At 64.4% G+C, this 15,690-nt stretch carries 19 protein-coding genes; 17 read left to right on the top strand and 2 right to left on the bottom strand.

The genetic code is table 11. From position 1 onward, the window contains the following. Positions 1-32: 32 nt before the first annotated feature. The 3 genes from TRD_RS08805 to TRD_RS08795 are packed head-to-tail and all read left to right on the top strand — an operon-like array spanning position 33 to position 2,429. Positions 33-1,232, top strand: coding sequence for an MFS transporter (locus tag TRD_RS08805; protein WP_015922825.1), 1,200 nt, complete (start codon positions 33-35; stop codon positions 1,230-1,232). Between the two features lie 7 nt (positions 1,233-1,239). Then, complete coding sequence (locus TRD_RS08800) at positions 1,240-1,851, top strand: hypothetical protein (protein ID WP_015922824.1); 612 nt, start codon at positions 1,240-1,242, stop codon at positions 1,849-1,851. Then, positions 1,848-2,429, top strand: coding sequence for an FHA domain-containing protein (locus TRD_RS08795; protein ID WP_015922823.1), 582 nt, complete (start codon positions 1,848-1,850; stop codon positions 2,427-2,429). Before TRD_RS08800 ends, TRD_RS08795 begins: the two co-directional genes overlap by 4 nt. Positions 2,430-2,490: 61 nt before the next feature. Here the strand turns inward: TRD_RS08795 and TRD_RS08790 are convergent, their stop codons facing one another. Then, the gene (locus TRD_RS08790) at positions 2,491-2,838 is read right to left on the bottom strand and encodes a zinc-ribbon domain containing protein (protein ID WP_015922822.1); all 348 of its coding nucleotides are present in this window, start codon (positions 2,836-2,838) and stop codon (positions 2,491-2,493) included. A gap of 407 nt (positions 2,839-3,245) precedes the next feature. Next, positions 3,246-4,775, bottom strand: a complete 1,530-nt coding sequence (gene rny, locus TRD_RS08785; RefSeq protein WP_015922821.1) for a ribonuclease Y — start codon at positions 4,773-4,775, stop codon at positions 3,246-3,248. A gap of 711 nt (positions 4,776-5,486) precedes the next feature. Here rny and TRD_RS08780 point away from each other — a divergent pair. From TRD_RS08780 to hypE, 14 genes are all read left to right on the top strand, one after another. Beyond that, positions 5,487-6,527: an NADH-quinone oxidoreductase subunit B family protein gene (locus TRD_RS08780; protein ID WP_015922820.1), complete on the top strand. Its 1,041-nt coding sequence runs from the start codon at positions 5,487-5,489 to the stop codon at positions 6,525-6,527. Between the two features lie 40 nt (positions 6,528-6,567). Beyond that, positions 6,568-8,334, top strand: a complete 1,767-nt coding sequence (locus tag TRD_RS08775) for a nickel-dependent hydrogenase large subunit (protein WP_015922819.1) — start codon at positions 6,568-6,570, stop codon at positions 8,332-8,334. A gap of 102 nt (positions 8,335-8,436) precedes the next feature. Beyond that, entirely contained in the window at positions 8,437-9,063 is a 627-nt protein-coding gene (locus tag TRD_RS08770; RefSeq protein ID WP_052294091.1) for a DUF5947 family protein, read from the top strand. A gap of 5 nt (positions 9,064-9,068) precedes the next feature. Then, the gene (locus TRD_RS08765) at positions 9,069-9,710 is read left to right on the top strand and encodes a DUF6084 family protein (protein WP_015922817.1); all 642 of its coding nucleotides are present in this window, start codon (positions 9,069-9,071) and stop codon (positions 9,708-9,710) included. Then, positions 9,707-11,008, top strand: a complete 1,302-nt coding sequence (locus tag TRD_RS08760) for a hypothetical protein (RefSeq protein ID WP_015922816.1) — start codon at positions 9,707-9,709, stop codon at positions 11,006-11,008. Before TRD_RS08765 ends, TRD_RS08760 begins: the two co-directional genes overlap by 4 nt. Then, positions 10,993-11,511, top strand: a complete 519-nt coding sequence (locus TRD_RS08755; protein WP_015922815.1) for a hydrogenase maturation protease — start codon at positions 10,993-10,995, stop codon at positions 11,509-11,511. The genes TRD_RS08760 and TRD_RS08755 overlap by 16 nt, the downstream gene beginning before the upstream one ends. Next, a complete protein-coding gene (locus TRD_RS15375) occupies positions 11,493-11,597 on the top strand; it encodes a DUF6893 family small protein (RefSeq protein ID WP_420806789.1) in 105 nt (34 codons plus the stop codon). The genes TRD_RS08755 and TRD_RS15375 overlap by 19 nt, the downstream gene beginning before the upstream one ends. A gap of 63 nt (positions 11,598-11,660) precedes the next feature. Continuing rightward, positions 11,661-11,900 (top strand): hypothetical protein, encoded by a 240-nt coding sequence (locus TRD_RS08750; RefSeq protein WP_015922814.1) that lies wholly within the window; start codon positions 11,661-11,663, stop codon positions 11,898-11,900. A 15-nt stretch (positions 11,901-11,915) separates the two neighbouring features. Then, entirely contained in the window at positions 11,916-12,311 is a 396-nt protein-coding gene (locus TRD_RS13745; protein WP_015922813.1) for a hydrogenase maturation nickel metallochaperone HypA/HybF, read from the top strand. Next, entirely contained in the window at positions 12,304-13,026 is a 723-nt protein-coding gene (hypB, locus tag TRD_RS08740; RefSeq protein WP_015922812.1) for a hydrogenase nickel incorporation protein HypB, read from the top strand. Before TRD_RS13745 ends, hypB begins: the two co-directional genes overlap by 8 nt. Continuing rightward, positions 12,995-13,270 (top strand): HypC/HybG/HupF family hydrogenase formation chaperone, encoded by a 276-nt coding sequence (locus TRD_RS08735; protein ID WP_015922811.1) that lies wholly within the window; start codon positions 12,995-12,997, stop codon positions 13,268-13,270. Before hypB ends, TRD_RS08735 begins: the two co-directional genes overlap by 32 nt. After that, positions 13,257-13,520, top strand: coding sequence for a HypC/HybG/HupF family hydrogenase formation chaperone (locus tag TRD_RS08730; RefSeq protein WP_015922810.1), 264 nt, complete (start codon positions 13,257-13,259; stop codon positions 13,518-13,520). The genes TRD_RS08735 and TRD_RS08730 overlap by 14 nt, the downstream gene beginning before the upstream one ends. Next, positions 13,507-14,622 carry a hydrogenase formation protein HypD gene (gene hypD, locus TRD_RS08725; protein WP_015922809.1) on the top strand — a complete coding sequence of 372 codons (1,116 nt, stop codon included), beginning with the start codon at positions 13,507-13,509 and terminating at the stop codon, positions 14,620-14,622. The genes TRD_RS08730 and hypD overlap by 14 nt, the downstream gene beginning before the upstream one ends. Before the next feature lie 2 nt (positions 14,623-14,624). Continuing rightward, on the top strand, positions 14,625-15,665 hold the full coding sequence (gene hypE / locus TRD_RS08720) for a hydrogenase expression/formation protein HypE (protein WP_015922808.1): 1,041 nt from the start codon (positions 14,625-14,627) through the stop codon (positions 15,663-15,665). Positions 15,666-15,690 lie beyond the last annotated feature (25 nt).

Genomic DNA, 15,690 nt, shown 5'->3' with positions numbered 1-15,690 from the left:
CCGTATACTACCGCGGATAGGCTGGGGGCGGGATGGGAGACGACGTCGTCATGGAAACGGCGGCCACCCGAGCAACGGCGTGGCGGCTCTTTGCCGGATCACTCTTCAACGAGGGAGCGATCGGCTTCTTCTTTACGCTCTGGCCTCTCTACATCGCGTCGCTCGGCGCGTCACCAGCCGAAATCGGGTTGGTCATCGGTGCGTCCGGCGTCTTGCGCCTGCTTTTCCTGCTCCCCTCCAGCTGGCTCGTCGATCGGTTTTCGCTGCGGCTTCTGGTGGCTGGGATGCGCGCCGTCGCCGCGCTCGGCTTCATCCTCTGCGCACTCGTCCGCGAATGGTGGCAACTCTTCCCGGGACTGATCGCCATCAATGCTGGTGTCATCGCCTTTCCAGCGCTGAGCACGCTCATCGCTGGTCTCGGCCGAGCGAGCGAGGAGCGCACCCGCTATTTCACGATGATCTACACCGTCGCTCCTTCGATCGCCACGATCCTGACTCCGGCCGCCGCTGGCTGGTTGGCGGAGCGCTGGGGACTGCGTGCAACGCTCGTCGCTGCCAGTCTCGCCACGGCTGCTGCCGCGGCCACCTTCGCGACCGTGCGTGTCCCCGAGCACGCGACTGCCTCGACAGCCGGTGGATCGTATCGAGAACTCCTGTATCGCCGCTCGATCCTTCTTTCAGCCGGGCTCATGGTGGCGACGATCGGCGGCATGATGCTCGGTTGGGTCCTCGCGCCGAACTACCTTCAGGAGGTCCATGGGGTCAGTCTCGAACGGATCGGCTGGCTCGGCTCGATCGCTGCCTGCGGGAGCACGCTCTTGAGCATCGGTGTCCATCGCAACCGCTGGCTGCAAGACCCGTTCAATACGCTCCTGGTGGCGACGGGAGCGGTGGCAGCAGGCTTTGCGCTCATCCTGCTCGGGCGCGATTTCGGCGTCTTTGTCGTCGCCTACCTCCTGCGTGGAGGGTTTCTGGTCGCTTGGTCGGCATTTTATTCGGTCTTCGGAATCATCACACCGGAGCACTTGCGCTCGCGCGTGTTCGCGCTGGCTGAGATCCTCGGCGGCCTCGGCACGACGGTCGCCCCGTTCCTCGCTGGGTTCCTCTACGAACTCGATCCACGCTTGCCGCTCGCGGCCGGCCTGGTCTGCAGCCTCGCGCTCCTCTTCGCAACGAGGGCAGTGCGCCGTGCCGCTCTGACGCCGAGCACGACCATGCTTTCTGCTGGCTGACCGACGGATGCCCAGGATCCTGCGCCGTCCCCGTTCTCCAACCGAACGCCACCAGCGAGCCGCCGAGTGGGCCCGCTGGTTCACTGGCGACAGCAGCATCGCCGCTTATCGGCGAGAACTCGCGCAGCTGACTGGACTCGGTGCCGATCTCGCCTGGGAACTCGTCAGCGATCTGGCACCGCTCCTGCTCGAGCGCGTTCCGGCGAAACTGGGTGCCCAAGTCCTCTTGGCCACCGTCACGCTCGCAGCAGCACAGCCCAAGCCGCGAGAGGCCGGCTGGGCGCTGCTGGCGACCGTCACCGAAGAACTCACCCCAGCGCATGCCCGTACCGTGCTCGAAACACTGGCCTTGGGCTGGCAGGCGAGCTCCACCGCGCTCACGAGCACGCAGCGCCGTCAGGCGATCGAGCGTGAACTCCGACGCGTGATCCGTCGACTCGCTGCCAGTGGCGCCGCTGGCCTCGATGCGCTCGTTGCGGTCGTCGCTGTCCTGGGCATCTCGGAGGGAGACGACAGCGCTATACTGGAGAGCATCGAGGGGCCTCACCGGGAGCAGGGCCAGGAGGGAGCGGCCCAGCCACCGCAGCCCGGGACAGGGAAGGCGGAGGACGAACGATGAGCGCGCAGGTTTGGCTCGGTCTCGTGTTCCTCGTGCTCATCGTGATCTGGATCATCGAACTCGTCTGGATCGCTCGTTCGGCGGAAAGCTGGGGACACGATGCGCTGACGATGGTCTCCGGGGCAGCGATCTTTTTCGTTCTGGCAGCACCGGTCGCGCTCCTCGCCCCGGGGCTCGTTCAGCGGGTAGCTGCTGTTTGGGAGGCACTGGTTCGTCCGCTCGGGACACGAGCGCGGCAGCGACGCCAGAACACTCCACGCCTCGTGATGCCGGGGAAAACGGTGCTCCTCGAACAGGAACGTATCCGGATCGGCCGTTACCAGAACAACGACATCGTGATCGATCACCCGACGGTTTCGGCGTATCATGCTGAACTCGTCCGGCGTCCGGACGGCCGATACGAACTCCACGATCGCGAGAGCCGGAACGGCACCAGGATCAACGGCACGCCCGTCCGGCAGGCGATCCTGCGGGACGGCGATCAGATCACGCTCGGCGCGATCACGGTCCATTACCTGGAGGGATCGAAGACGGTGGAAGCGCTCAATCGCGGCGGTGTGCCCCTGCGACGGCGTTGAGCAAAACGATACCGCCCGGCGAGGGCAACCGGGCGGTACTCTCTTCAGTGTGAACTGGCGATCAGTAGCCGGACGAGACCGTGCGGCGTGCGCGGAAGCAGTCGGAGCAATAGACAGGTCGATCCTGCCGGGGCAGGAAGGGAACCATCGTCTCGCGACCACAGTCGCTGCAGATCGCCGGGTACATCGGCCGATCCTGGCGTGCCTCACGCGGCTCGCGGCTGCGGTAGGCTGGGGCGTCTCCGCGCCCGGAGCGCCTGGCCCGGGCAGCCTGGCGGCACGTCGGACAGCGGGAGGGCTCGTTGGTGAAACCCTTGTCCGCGTAGAACTGCTGCTCGCCAGCCGTGAAGACGAATTGGGTGCCGCAGTCGCGGCAAGTCAGGACCTTGTCTGTGAACCCGAAACTCATCTCGTGGGTCTCCTTAGGACTTCTTGTGGGTACGGAGCATGATCCCCGCCCCACTGGACTCGACTCACTCTAGCCTTGGGGATTCGCCGCCGAGATGAGTCCGGGGAGACAGGCCCTCGCTGTCGCCTCGACCACGCGCGCGATACCCTCGGCTATTGCATTCACTATAACACACCGAGCACTCCCCCGCAAGAGGAAAATCCCGGCACCGGTAGCGCACACAGCCCGCTCGATGCGCCGAAGACGCTCTCGCACACACGAGGACACTCAGCCACCGACGCCTGCAAAAGGGCCGAGTGCGCACTGTGCGGCCGATCCGCCGGCTGGGCGAGGCCGGGCTGTTCGGGAGCCAGAATCGCGCAAACGAAAGAGCCGGTACCCCCAAACGGGGTACCGGCTCGGACTCGCTAGCGCGCGTAATCGATCGCGCGTGTCTCGCGGATGACCGTGACCTTGATCTGTCCGGGATAGTCCAGCGTGTCCTGGATCTTCTTGACGACATCGCGGGCCAGCCGCAACGCGCCATAGTCATCGATCTGGTCCGGCTTGACCAGAATGCGAACCTCGCGCCCTGCCTGGATCGCGTAGGCCTTTTGCACACCAGGGAAGGAGGTCGCCACGCTCTCCAGCGCCTCCAGCCGCTTGATGTAGGCTTCGAGCATCTCGCGCCGTGCCCCCGGCCGAGCCCCGCTGATTGCATCCGCCGCGGCAACGATGAACGCCTCGACGGTCCGCGGCTCTTCTTCACCGTGATGCGCCGCGATCGCATGGACGATCTTGGCCGAGCGGCCGAGACGCCGAGCGATATCGGCACCGATCAGCGCGTGCGGTCCCTCGACTTCGTGATCGACCGCCTTGCCGATATCGTGGAGAAGTCCCGCAGTCTTGGCCACATTGACATCGGCCCCGAGTTCAGCTGCCAACGCTCCAGCGATCAACGCGACCTCGATCGAATGCTGGAGCACGTTCTGGCCATAACTCGTGCGGAAGCGGAGCCGACCCAGCAAGCGGATGAGATCCGGATGCAGCCCTTGGACTCCCGCCTCCAGCGCAGCCCGCTCTCCCTCTTCCCAGATGATCTGCTCGACTTCTTGACGCGTCTTCTCGACGACTTCTTCGATCCGCGCCGGGTGGATTCGGCCGTCCTGGATCAACTTCAGGAGTGCACGCCGGGCGATCTCCCGGCGGACCGGATCGAACGACGAAAGCGTCACCGCTTCCGGCGTATCGTCGACGATGAGGTCGACGCCCGTCGCTTGCTCCAATGCGCGGATGTTGCGCCCTTCCCGGCCGATGATGCGTCCTTTCATGTCGTCGCTCGGCAACGGGACAACGGTCACCGTCGCTTCCGCGACATACTCGGAGGCGATTCGCTGAATCGCCGTTGCCAGAATCATGCGGGCACGCTGGTGCGCCTCCTCGCGAACCTGCTGCTCGAGTTCACGAACCTGGCGATTGAGGATTTCGCGCGCCTCTTCGATCGCTTGCTGGATGACCAGTTGGCGCGCTTCCTCCAGCGACAGCTGCGCCACCCGCTGCAGCTCCGCCTGTCGCTCTTGCTCGAGCCGAGCGACGTCTTGCAAGCGCTCCTCGATTTCCTTCTCCTGAGCCTGGATCTTGCGTTCCCGCTTCTCCAGATTCTCCAGACGCCGGTCGAGCTGCTCTTCCTTAGCCTGCAGTCGCCGCTCCAAGCGCTCGACCTGCTGGCGCCGCTGCTGGTACTCCTGCTCGAGCTCTTCCCGCAACTTGAGGGCCGCATCCTTGGCTTCCAACAGGATTTCGCGCTGCCGTGCCTCGGCCTCCTCGAGGAGTCGCCGCACCTCGTCTCCCGTCGCTCGCAGGCGCGAGCGCGCTGCCCGCTGCAAGTACAGATACGTTCCGACTGCCGCAGCGATCGCTGCCACGATCGCCGCAGCGACCACCAATACGATCTCCATCGCTGCGCCTCTCCTCGATGCATCGTTTGGTAATGTACGAGGTCGTCACGCGGATCGGCGGACGACCGTCGAGTGGGGGACTGCCCGCTTGTAAGGATACCCCGCTCAGCTCATCCCAGCCAAATGGCGGTCGGAGCGCACGGGCGCAGGGGCACCGCAAGCAAGGTGGAGTGTCGCGACAGCTAACCGACGCCAGGGAAGGGAGCCAGCACCATTCAGCGGCGCTGCACCGGCTTACCCTTCCCCGCGCATCCCCGCCAGGCACTTTCCGCAAAGGAGGATTGCACTCCGTCGCCGCGCTCGCACCCCGTCCATCGACGAGAGCGGGAAATCGCTGCTCGTCCTTCTCCGTGCATGCACCAGCCTTGCGGGACGAGAACGCAGCAGGCAACGCCGCCCAGCCCACCCGCGCAGGCTCCGAACCGAGCAAGCGAAGGCCACCTATCCGCCAGCACGGACCGGCACAGGCACACGCGACTTCGTTGCTCGCAAGAGGGGACGCCTGGCCCATCCACATGGGCGGCAGGCCATCCGTGCACCAGCACGGCAGCCAGCGACGATCCCGCCCATGCGGCGGGGAGAGCGGCTAGGCAGGGCGCATCCACCGCCGAACGAGGCTCACCGCTGTGGCATCCCGATTGACAAGCAGGAATGTGACTGATATCATATCAGGCAACCAGACCACCATCGGTCCAATAAGGGAGGTGCCTCATGACTGCCCGCATGACGGAAAGTGTGCCGGAGGTTCACATTCTCTGGATCAACGCCGGGCTGAGTTGCGACGGTGACTCCGTGGCCCTCACAGCGGCGACCCAGCCGACGATCGAGGAGATCGCGCTTGGTGCCCTGCCCGGGTTGCCACGCGTGCATCTCCACTGGCCTCTGATCGACTACGCAACGGGCGAGGACTTCCTCTCCTGGTTCTTCCGGGCCGAGCGCGGCGAGCTCGAGCCCTTCATCCTCGTCGTGGAAGGCTCCATTCCCAACGAGGCAGTGAAGCGCGAGGGATACTGGTGCGGCTTCGGCAATGACCCCGCCACCGGACAACCGATCACGACGAGCGAGTGGCTCGACCGGCTGGCACCGAAGGCCTGGGCGGTCGTGGCCGCTGGGACCTGCGCGACCTATGGCGGCATCCACGCCATGGCCGGCAACCCGACCGGAGCGATGGGCGTCCCCGACTATCTCGGCTGGAACTGGCGCTCCAAGGCTGGCATCCCGGTCGTCTGTGTGCCGGGATGCCCGATCCACCCTGACAACATGGCCGAGACGCTCCTCTATCTCCTCTACCAAGCAGCTGGACGCGCTCCCATGATCCCGCTCGACGAGGCACTCCGTCCCAAGTGGCTCTTCGGCGCGACGGTCCACCAGGGCTGTGACCGAGCGGGTTACTACGAGGAAGGAGACTTCGCCACCGAGTATGGCTCGCCGAAGTGCCTGGTGAAGCTCGGCTGTTGGGGTCCGGTGGTGAAGTGCAACGTGCCGAAGCGTGGCTGGATCAACGGGATCGGGGGTTGTCCGAACGTGGGCGGTATCTGCATCGCCTGCACCATGCCGGGGTTCCCCGACAAGTTCATGCCCTTCATGGATGCCCCACCGGGTAGCGTCGTGTCCGGGACGCTGAGCCAAGTCTACGGTACCGTGATCCGCGGTCTCCGGCAGATCACCTTACAGACCGTCGATAAGGAGCCGAAGTGGCGCCGCAAGGGGAGCGAGCTGGCCACCGGGTACGAGAAGACTCGCTATGACTAGGCAGCCGGCACCTCAGGCTTGACAGGGAAGGAGCGGACCGATGGCAGAGGCAGGCACGACCCGAGAACTCGTCGAGATGTCCTGGGACCCGATCACCCGCATCGTGGGCAGTCTCGGGATCTACACGAAGATCGACTTCAAGCAGCGCCGCGTGGTCGAGTGCTATAGCACCTCCTCCATCTTCCGCGGCTACAGCGTCTTCATGCGGGGGAAGGACCCGCGCGACGCTCACTTCATTACGAGCCGGATCTGTGGGATCTGTGGCGATAACCATGCGACCTGCTCGGTCTATAACCAGAACATGGCCTATGGTGTCGCGCCACCACCGCTCGGGGAGTGGATCATCAATCTCGGCGAAGCCGCAGAGTATATGTTCGACCACAATATCTTCCAGGAAAACCTGGTCGGGGTCGATTTCTGCGAGCGGATGGTGCGGGAGACCAATCCGAGCGTCTGGGAGAAGGCACAGCAAACCGCGGCACCCCACGCACATCTTCACGGCTACCGCACCATCGCCGACATCATGCGCGCGCTAAATCCGCTCGAAGGCGAGTTCTACCGCCAGGCCCTGCAGATGAGCCGGATGACGCGCGAGATGTTCTGTCTCATGGAAGGCCGCCATGTCCATCCCTCGACGCTCTACCCCGGCGGTGTGGGGACGGTGCCGACAGTCCAACTCTTCACGGATTACCTGACCCGCTTGATGCGCTACATCGAGTTCATGAAGAAGGCCGTTCCGTTGCATGACGACCTCTTCGACTTCTTCTACCAGGCCCTGCCTGGGTACGAAGAGGTCGGCCGGCGCCGCATCCTGCTCGGTTGCTGGGGAGCCTTCAACGACCCGGAGTACTGTGACTTCAAGTACGAGCATATGACCGAGTGGGGCCGCCGCATGTTCGTCACCCCCGGAGTGATCGTCGATGGCAAGCTGGTGACAAACGATCTCGTGCAGATCAACCTCGGCATCCGCATCCTCCTCGGGAGCTCGTACTACGAGGACTGGGAAGATCAGGAGATGTTCGTCACCCGCGACCCGCTCGGCAACCCGGTGGACCGCCGTCATCCGTGGAACGTCCACACGATTCCCAAGCCACAGAAGCGGGACTTCAGCGACAAGTACTCGTGGGTGATGTCACCGCGCTGGTTCGATGGCGAGAACTACCTCGCGCTCGATACCGGCGGGGGACCGATCGCCCGCTTGTGGTCCACGGCCCTTTCCGGGCTCGTCGACATCGGCTACATCAAGGCCACCGGCTCCAGTGTCATCATCAACCTGCCGAAGACGGCAACGATGCCGGAGATGACCTTCGAGTGGAAGATCCCCCAGTGGAGCAACACGATCGAGCGTGACCGCGCACGCACCTACTTCCAGGCGTACGCCGCGGCAGCAGCGCTCTACTTCGTCGAGAAGGCACTAGACGAGCTGCGGCGCGGCAACACGCAGGTCTGGACTCCCTTCGAGGTCCCCAAGGAGGCGATCAGCTGCGGTTGGACCGAGGCGGTGCGCGGAGTTCTCTCCCACCATATGGTGATCCGCGACGGGAAGATCGCGAACTACCAGCCGTGGCCACCCACGCCCTGGAACGCCAACCCGCGGGATATCTACGGCACCCCCGGCCCCTATGAGGACGCGGTCCAGAATACGCCGATCTTCGAGGAGAACGGACCGGACAACTTCAAGGGGATCGACATCATGCGCACGGTGCGCAGCTTCGATCCCTGCCTCCCCTGCGGCGTGCATATGTACCTGGGCAACGGGAAGGTGATCAAGCAGGTCCATTCGCCGACAATGTTGCCAGAGATCTAAGAACAGCTCTCCAGCTTGGGAACCGGGAGAGCTGCTCTGCCCACCGGTCGTTGCCTCTCGGGTTGCCTCCCGCAGGGACACCCGATGAGAGGAAGCGGGGTGATGGCCGAGGAACGACGAACTGCGCAACCGGATGAGACGGAAGCCGCCCTCGCGCTGATCCGCGCGGTGCGTCGACGGGTCCGAGCGATCAGCGATGGGGAATCCTGTGACTTCTGTGGTGAGACCCTCGGCCCGGAGCATGGCCACGTGCTCGGACTCCTCGACCGGCGGTTGCGGTGCGCCTGCCGTGCCTGCTACCTCCTGTTCCTGCCACGAGGCGCTGGGCGCGGGCGATTCTGTGCTGTCCCGCAGCGCTATCGAGCGGTGCGCGATTCCACACTGGTCCAGGAGTGGACGGGGGTCATCTGTGGCCCAGTTCAGCTCGCCTTCGCCTTTCTCCACTCCGGAACCGGACGGATCACGGTCTGCTATCCCAGCCCTCAGGGGCTGGCCGAGTCGTTCCTACCTGACGGCGTACCCATTGTCTCAGCGCTCCGCTCGCTCCTGCAACCTGACGTCGAGGCCCTCCTCTGCTGGCGCCGCGCCGTCGGCGCAGTCACCTTTCTCGTCCCGATCGACGTCTGCTATGAGCTTGTCGCCCGGCTCCGCCTGCCCTCGAACCGGACCGACCTCGACGCGCTGTTGGAGGAGTTTTTCGACCGTCTCCACTCTCGGTGTGAGGAGTAAGCCGCATGGCCAGATTCCGCTTCCACTGCCTCGATGTCCGACCGGAACCGTACGCCGCCGTGCCGACGCTCGTCTTCCGCTTAGCGATCGCGGAAGAGACGGGAGCGACGGTCGAAGGGATGCTCCTCCGCTGCCAGATCCAGATCGATCCGCGCTTCCGCCGCTATACGGACACGGAGCGCCTTGCGCTGCGCGACCTCTTCGACGAGCCACGACGGTGGCACCAGACGCTCCGCCCCTTCCCGTTCGCTTCCGTTACCTGTGTGGTCCCTCGCTTCAGCGGCTGCACGGAAGTCGAGATGCCGGTAACCTGTACCTACGACTTCGAGGTCGCTGCCAGCAGGTTCTGCACCGTGCTCGAGCAGGGAGAGATTCCTTTCCTCCTTCTCTTCAGTGGCTCCGCTTTTCTCAACGGATCGCAGGGGATCACGGCGGAGTTGTTGTCCTGGGAAAGCGAGACACAGTATCGCCTCCCTGTACAGGTCTGGCAGGCGATGCTGGATGCGTACTTCCCGGACAGTGGCTGGATCCGGCTCTCGCGAGAGACGATCGCAGCGCTCCAACGCTTCAAGGCGAGCCGGGGACTTCCTACCTGGGAAAGCGTGATGGCAGCACTCCTGGCCGCAGCCGAACGGGGTGAGACATGAGCGTGATCGACTTTTCGCGGGCCATGGCGATTGCCGACGCGGTTCTGTACGAGGGCTACGCGCTCTATCCGTACCGCGCCTCGGCTCGCAAGAATCGCTACCGCTGGCAGTTCGGGGTGGTGTTTCCCCCCGGCTATGCGCGGCAGGCCATTGGCGAGCAGTGGGCATTGCACGCCGAGTCCATCGTCGAAGGCGATCCGACCGCACACTTGTGTATCATGGCACGTTTCTTGCAGCTGGAAAGCCGCCAGGTCGAGGCGCGCACGCGCGATGGGTCTTTCCTGCCGGTTCCGGCACTTCAGGTCGGGGATGTCTTGCACGTCACCTGGGACGAAGGCGTCGAGCGTCTCGTATGTTGGGAGGGACAGCTGCAGGATCTTCTGTCGGCCGAGTGCCGTGTCCCCTTTCAGCTCGATGGGACAAGGGACACGATGATGCTGACCGATGAGAGCGGCACGGTGACGGGCCGTGTCCTCCGTCGCCGTGAGCCGCTCTCCGGTGTCCTCGCTCTCCAGGCAACCGCGCTGCATCCAGGAGCGAGTGTCATCCAGATCCGGATCGAGAACCAGACGCCGTGGCCGCACGATGCCGAGCCGGTCCGCGCTGAGGCGGTCCGCTTTGCATTCGTCGGGACACACCTGTTGCTCGGTGTCACCGATGGCTCCTTCATCTCGATGATCGATCCGCCGCCACCGCTCAAAGCGACGGCAGAGCGTTGTCGCAGCCAAGGGCTCTGGCCGGTCCTGGTGGGCGAGCCCGGTGAGCGGAGGATGCTCCTCGCTGCCCCGATCATCCTCGAGGACTACCCTCGGATCGCCCCGGAGAGCCCGCGTCTCCTCTACGATGGGACGGAGATCGACGAGCTGCTCATCCAACGGACTCTCCTACTGACCGAGGAAGAGAAGCGCGAGGCACGAGCCACCGACCCCCGGATCGCGGAGCTGCTCGACCACCTCGAGGCGCTGGCTCCCGCTGCGCTGCAGCAACTGCACGGGGCCATCCGGTCCCTGCGCTCGCTGGACACGACCACTGCACAACACCCGAAGGGCATGCTGCGGGGTCAACGAGTTCGGCTGCGTCCCAAACTCGGCCGAGGTGATATCCAGGACTTTTTTCTCGATGGCAAGGAGGCGATCATCGAGGAGGTGCGCACCGACATCACCGGCACGACCTATTTCGGAGTTACGCTCGCCGATGACCCTGATGCGGACCTTCTCCGCGCGTGGGGACGGTTTCGCTATTTCACCCTGGATGAGCTCGAGTTTCTGTCGGGAGAGCGGGAATGCCACGGGCCTTGATTGCCGGGATCGGGAATATCTTTTTGCGCGATGACGGGTTCGGCTCGGCGGTGCTGCAACGTTTGCAGCGCGAGTCGCTTCCTCCCTGGGTGACGGCAATCGACTTTGGAATCAGGAGCGTGCACCTGGTCTATGAACTTCTCAACGACTACGATGCGATTCTCCTGGTGGACGCGACCTCACGTGGCGGTCCGCCGGGAACGCTCTATGTCCTCGACTTGGAACCGCAATCGCCCGACCTAGTCGGGGAAGCGATGCTCCTCGACCCACATGCCCTGACGCCGGACCGGGCGCTGCTCGCTCTGTCTGCACTGCGCGGCCGCACCGTCCGAGTCCGATTGATCGGCTGCGAGCCAGGATCGGTCGAAGAAGGAATGGAGCTGACACCGCCAGTTGCCGCAGCAGTCGACCAGGCGGTTCAGCTCGTGCTCGAGCAGTTGGCAGAACTCGTCGGCACGTCTGTCGAAGAGAAAGGAGGTTCATCATGTTGGGACGACTGGTGAGGTGGTTCTTTCTGGTGGCGATTGCCGTGCTCATTGTCCAGTCGCTCCCTGATCTCGAGCGATACCTGCGTATTCGGGAAATGTGAGGGCGGTCCCATGCGTGTCGAGCTGCGTGGTCATGAGCACAGCTGAGGGAGGGGGATGAAGAGATGGACGTCATCGCCGCGTTCGTCGTCGGCTATGTCATCGGAGCACGCCAGGGTCAAGTCGGAATGGACCAGACAGTCAGCGCGCTGCGCGCGCTCGCGCAGTCGGGCCTCGTTCGGGACCTCTCCCGCGTCGCGGCTTCCCTGGTAGCCGAGCGGCTGGGGAAGCAGAGCTGGCTGCTCGGGCTGGCGGGTGACCTGGCCAAGGATGCGCTGCTGCGCATACTCACGCCTCGGCGGTGAGGACGGAAAGGAAGGATGCACGAACTCTCTGTCGCACTCAGCCTGATCGATGCGCTGACCGAATCCTTGGGTACGCATCCTGACGTGCGGATAGAGGTCATCCACCTGAAGATCGGTCCTCTTTCTGGCGTGATCGAGCCAGCGCTTCGGTCAGCCTTCGAGATCGCGGCGGTCGGCACGATAGCGGAAGGTGCGATCCTCGCTATCCAGGTCCCGCCGATCGTCCTCCGCTGTGAGGAGTGCGGCCAGGAGACGAACTTGAGCGGTGCAGATGTCATGGACAACCGAGATGGCCTCGGCTCCTGGATAAGCTGGCTACCACCTGCCTGCCCAGCGTGCGGCGCAGCAGCCCTGACGGTCGTAGGAGGCCGGGAGCTCGAGCTGGTCGCTGCGGAGGTGCGTCGTGGATGAACGCCTGATTCGCTTCGAGCAACGGCTTCTCGCCCGCAACGACGCGCAGGCTTCGGAGTTGCGCTGGCGGTTCCTCCGAGCTGGCACCTTCGTGGTCAACCTCGCGTCGAGTCCGGGTGCTGGAAAGACGACGCTTCTCGAAGCGACCGTGCAGGCACTCGGCGGAGGAAGCCACGTCGGAGTCATCGTCGGTGACCTCGCGACGGACAACGATGCGCGGCGTCTCGCCCAGGCAGGTGGGCGTGTCCGCCAGATCACGACCGGCACAACGTGCCATCTTGAGGCAGCGATGATCCAGGCAGCGCTCGACGGTTGGAACCTCGATGAGCTCGAGTACCTGTTCATCGAGAATGTGGGCAATCTCGTTTGCCCCGCAGCGTTCGATCTCGGGGAAGCGGCTCGAGTCGTCCTTTTCGCCGTGACTGAGGGAGAAGACAAACCGGAAAAGTATCCGCCCCTCGTCCACCAGGCTGACCTCATCCTGCTGACGAAGTGGGACTTGGCACCGCTCCTCGCCTTCGACGAGGAGCGCTTCACGGAGGCAGTGCGACGGGTGAATGCGCGAGTAGCGATCCTCACGGTGTCGGCACGCACCGGGGTCGGCCTCGGGGCCTGGTTGGACTGGCTCCAGCAGCAGCGAGCGCTTCAGTTGACGCAGTGGGGAGCGAAGAAGGGAGCTGACCGTGTGTCTCGCGATTCCGGGGCAGGTGATTGACCTCGATACGGACTCGCGTGTCGCGCTCGTGAACGTGCTCGGGGTCCGGCGGCGGATCAACGTCGAACTCGTGTGGGACGACGGCCTGCAAGCTGGGGATTGGGTCCTGATCCATGTCGGCTTCGCCCTGAGCAAAGTGAGCGAGGCGGAAGCGGCAGCCCAGCTCCGTCTCCTGGAAGCACTCGGCGAAGACGCGCAAGCGATGGAAGAAGTGCAAGGATATATCTTCGATGCGTCAGACTGACGTTCATCCTGAACTTTGGCACTACGGAAGCTGTACCCTCGATCGGGACGGCTGTGTCACCTGTGGTGACCTCGCTGTCCCTGTCGTGGTCGTGGCAGTGGAGGGAAACCAAGCGGTGTGCGAAGATCGCGTGGGCCAGAGAGCGATCGTTGCTCTCGACTTCGTCCCCGATGTGATGCCAGGGGACGTGCTGCTCGTGCACCTCGGAGTCGCACTCGTGCGCGTTGGAGGCGATGATGCGATACGTTGACGAACTCCGCGACCCAAAGCTCATCCGAGCAGTGGCAGCAGAGATTTGGCGGGCGGTCGACCCAGAGCGGCACTATCGGATCATGGAAGTCTGCGGCGGGCATACCCACGCGATTTATCGCCACGGCCTGCCTGAGCTTCTTCCGCCTATGATCGAGCTGGTGCACGGGCCCGGTTGCCCAGTCTGCGTGTTGCCGATGGGCCGGATCGACGATGGCCTGGCGCTGGCTGAGCAGCCGAACGTGATCTTCGCCGCCTTCGGCGACATGATGCGCGTGCCCGGACGCAAGGGAACACCGCTCGAGTACCAGGCCCGTGGCGCGGATGTCCGCATGGTCTACTCCCCGCTGGATGCCTTGAAGCTCGCCCAGGCCAATCCGCAAAAGCACGTGGTCTTCTTTGCGATCGGCTTCGAGACCACAGCACCATCGACGGCACTCACGCTCATGCGCGCCAAGCAGCTGGGGATCCGGAACTTCTCGGTGTTCTGTAACCACGTTCTCATCGTCCCTGCCATCCGCGCGATTCTCGATTCCCCCGATATGCGCTTGGACGGGTTCATCGGTCCAGGACACGTCTCCACCGTGATCGGCTGTCGCCCGTACCTGTTCGTGGCGCGCGACTACGGGAAACCCTTAGTCGTCTCCGGCTTCGAGCCGCTCGACCTCCTCCAGGCGATCCTCATGATCTTGCGCCAGCTGCGAGAAGGGCGAGCCGAAGTCGAAAACCAGTACCGGCGCGTCGTCCCCTGGAACGGGAACCCAGCAGCACTCAAGGCGATGGCTGAAGTCTTCGAGCTCCGACCGTACTTCGAGTGGCGCGGGCTGGGCTTCATCTCGCAATCAGCCTTCAAGATCGCACCAGCCTACGCCGACTGGGACGCAGAGGTGCGGTTCGACATCCCCGGGATCCGGGTTACCGATCCCAAGGCAGCCCAGTGCGGTGAGGTGCTCAAAGGGGTGCTGAAGCCGCCACAATGCAAGCTGTTCGGTCGAGAGTGCACTCCAGAGCATCCTATCGGTGCCCTGATGGTCTCCAACGAGGGCGCGTGTGCAGCCTACTATCACTACGTCCACCGGCTCTCGGCGACGAGGAGTGCGTAGCGATGCGTGCGACGATCGTCGGTCTTCCCTTTCACGACTCGACCATCGAGCTTGCCCATGGAGCAGGTGGCAAGGCAAGCCGACGGCTCATCGAGGGACTTTTCCTGCCGCTGCTCATGAATCCGATGCTCGCCGAGTTGCATGATGCCGCCCTGCTCGCGACCGGCCACGGTACACTGGCGCTGACGACGGATGCCTTCGTGGTGCGCCCCCTCCGCTTTCCCGGCGGCTCCATCGGTGAGCTCGCGGTTAACGGAACGATCAATGACCTCGCGGTCAGCGGCGCCCGCCCGCTCGCCCTGGCAGCTGCGTTCATCGTGGAGGCTGGACTCTCTAGCGACGTTCTCCGTGCTGAGGTCGAGGCACTGGCGGCAGCAGCAGCGCGTGCCGGAGTTCCGGTGGTGACCGGCGATACCAAGGTCGTGGAGCACGGCAAGGCTGATGGGCTGTACATCGTCACCACTGGCCTCGGGTTCGTCGATCCCCGGCTCCGCCTCGGATCGGGCTTCGTCCAACCCGGCGACCGGGTGCTCGTCTCCGGCCCCATTGGGGATCACGGCATCACGGTGCTCCTGGCTCGCGGGGAGCTGGATCTGGAGGCTGATCTAGTCTCCGATACGCGCCCCCTCACACCATTCGTCGATGCGCTCACCGCCACAGCGGCTCCTGGTCTCCGCTGGATGCGCGATCCCACACGAGGCGGCGTGGCAACAGCCCTCAATGAGCTGGCGCGCGACACTGGTTTGGCGGTCGTTCTCGAGGAAGAAGCTATACCTGTCCGTGATGCAGTCCGTGGTGCCTGCGAAGTCCTCGGACTCGACCCCCTCCATATCGCCAACGAGGGGCAGCTCCTGGTGGTCGTGGCACCAGAGTGGGCCGACGCAGCGCTCGCCGCGCTGCGCAGCGTACCTGGAGGTCAGGATGCTGCCTGCATCGGAACCATCGAGACACACCCACCGGGTGTCGTCACCGTAACCACTGCTTACGGAGGCCGGCGCGTCGTTGACATGCTGGTCGGTGACCCACTGCCACGCATCTGCTAGTTCGCAGCGCTCCTGAGGAGGGACG

This window comes from Thermomicrobium roseum DSM 5159 (genome assembly GCF_000021685.1).
Taxonomy (GTDB): Bacteria; Chloroflexota; Chloroflexia; order Thermomicrobiales; family Thermomicrobiaceae; genus Thermomicrobium; species Thermomicrobium roseum.
The sequence above is the reverse complement of the archived record's forward strand: the minus strand, read 5'-3'. Positions and strand labels throughout refer to the sequence as shown.

What these genes read in the sequence shown, in the direction of transcription:
- TRD_RS08805 (WP_015922825.1), top strand. Translation starts at nt 33, where the DNA reads ATGGGAGACGACGTCGTCATGGAAACGGCGGCCACCCGAGCAACGGCG.
- TRD_RS08800 (WP_015922824.1), top strand. Translation starts at nt 1,240, where the DNA reads ATGCCCAGGATCCTGCGCCGTCCCCGTTCTCCAACCGAACGCCACCAG.
- TRD_RS08795 (WP_015922823.1), top strand. Translation starts at nt 1,848, where the DNA reads ATGAGCGCGCAGGTTTGGCTCGGTCTCGTGTTCCTCGTGCTCATCGTG.
- TRD_RS08790 (WP_015922822.1), bottom strand. Translation starts at nt 2,838, where the DNA reads ATGAGTTTCGGGTTCACAGACAAGGTCCTGACTTGCCGCGACTGCGGC.
- rny (WP_015922821.1), bottom strand. Translation starts at nt 4,775, where the DNA reads ATGGAGATCGTATTGGTGGTCGCTGCGGCGATCGTGGCAGCGATCGCT.
- TRD_RS08780 (WP_015922820.1), top strand. Translation starts at nt 5,487, where the DNA reads ATGACTGCCCGCATGACGGAAAGTGTGCCGGAGGTTCACATTCTCTGG.
- TRD_RS08775 (WP_015922819.1), top strand. Translation starts at nt 6,568, where the DNA reads ATGGCAGAGGCAGGCACGACCCGAGAACTCGTCGAGATGTCCTGGGAC.
- TRD_RS08770 (WP_052294091.1), top strand. Translation starts at nt 8,437, where the DNA reads ATGGCCGAGGAACGACGAACTGCGCAACCGGATGAGACGGAAGCCGCC.
- TRD_RS08765 (WP_015922817.1), top strand. Translation starts at nt 9,069, where the DNA reads ATGGCCAGATTCCGCTTCCACTGCCTCGATGTCCGACCGGAACCGTAC.
- TRD_RS08760 (WP_015922816.1), top strand. Translation starts at nt 9,707, where the DNA reads ATGAGCGTGATCGACTTTTCGCGGGCCATGGCGATTGCCGACGCGGTT.
- TRD_RS08755 (WP_015922815.1), top strand. Translation starts at nt 10,993, where the DNA reads ATGCCACGGGCCTTGATTGCCGGGATCGGGAATATCTTTTTGCGCGAT.
- TRD_RS15375 (WP_420806789.1), top strand. Translation starts at nt 11,493, where the DNA reads ATGTTGGGACGACTGGTGAGGTGGTTCTTTCTGGTGGCGATTGCCGTG.
- TRD_RS08750 (WP_015922814.1), top strand. Translation starts at nt 11,661, where the DNA reads ATGGACGTCATCGCCGCGTTCGTCGTCGGCTATGTCATCGGAGCACGC.
- TRD_RS13745 (WP_015922813.1), top strand. Translation starts at nt 11,916, where the DNA reads ATGCACGAACTCTCTGTCGCACTCAGCCTGATCGATGCGCTGACCGAA.
- TRD_RS08730 (WP_015922810.1), top strand. Translation starts at nt 13,257, where the DNA reads ATGCGTCAGACTGACGTTCATCCTGAACTTTGGCACTACGGAAGCTGT.
- hypD (WP_015922809.1), top strand. Translation starts at nt 13,507, where the DNA reads ATGCGATACGTTGACGAACTCCGCGACCCAAAGCTCATCCGAGCAGTG.
- hypE (WP_015922808.1), top strand. Translation starts at nt 14,625, where the DNA reads ATGCGTGCGACGATCGTCGGTCTTCCCTTTCACGACTCGACCATCGAG.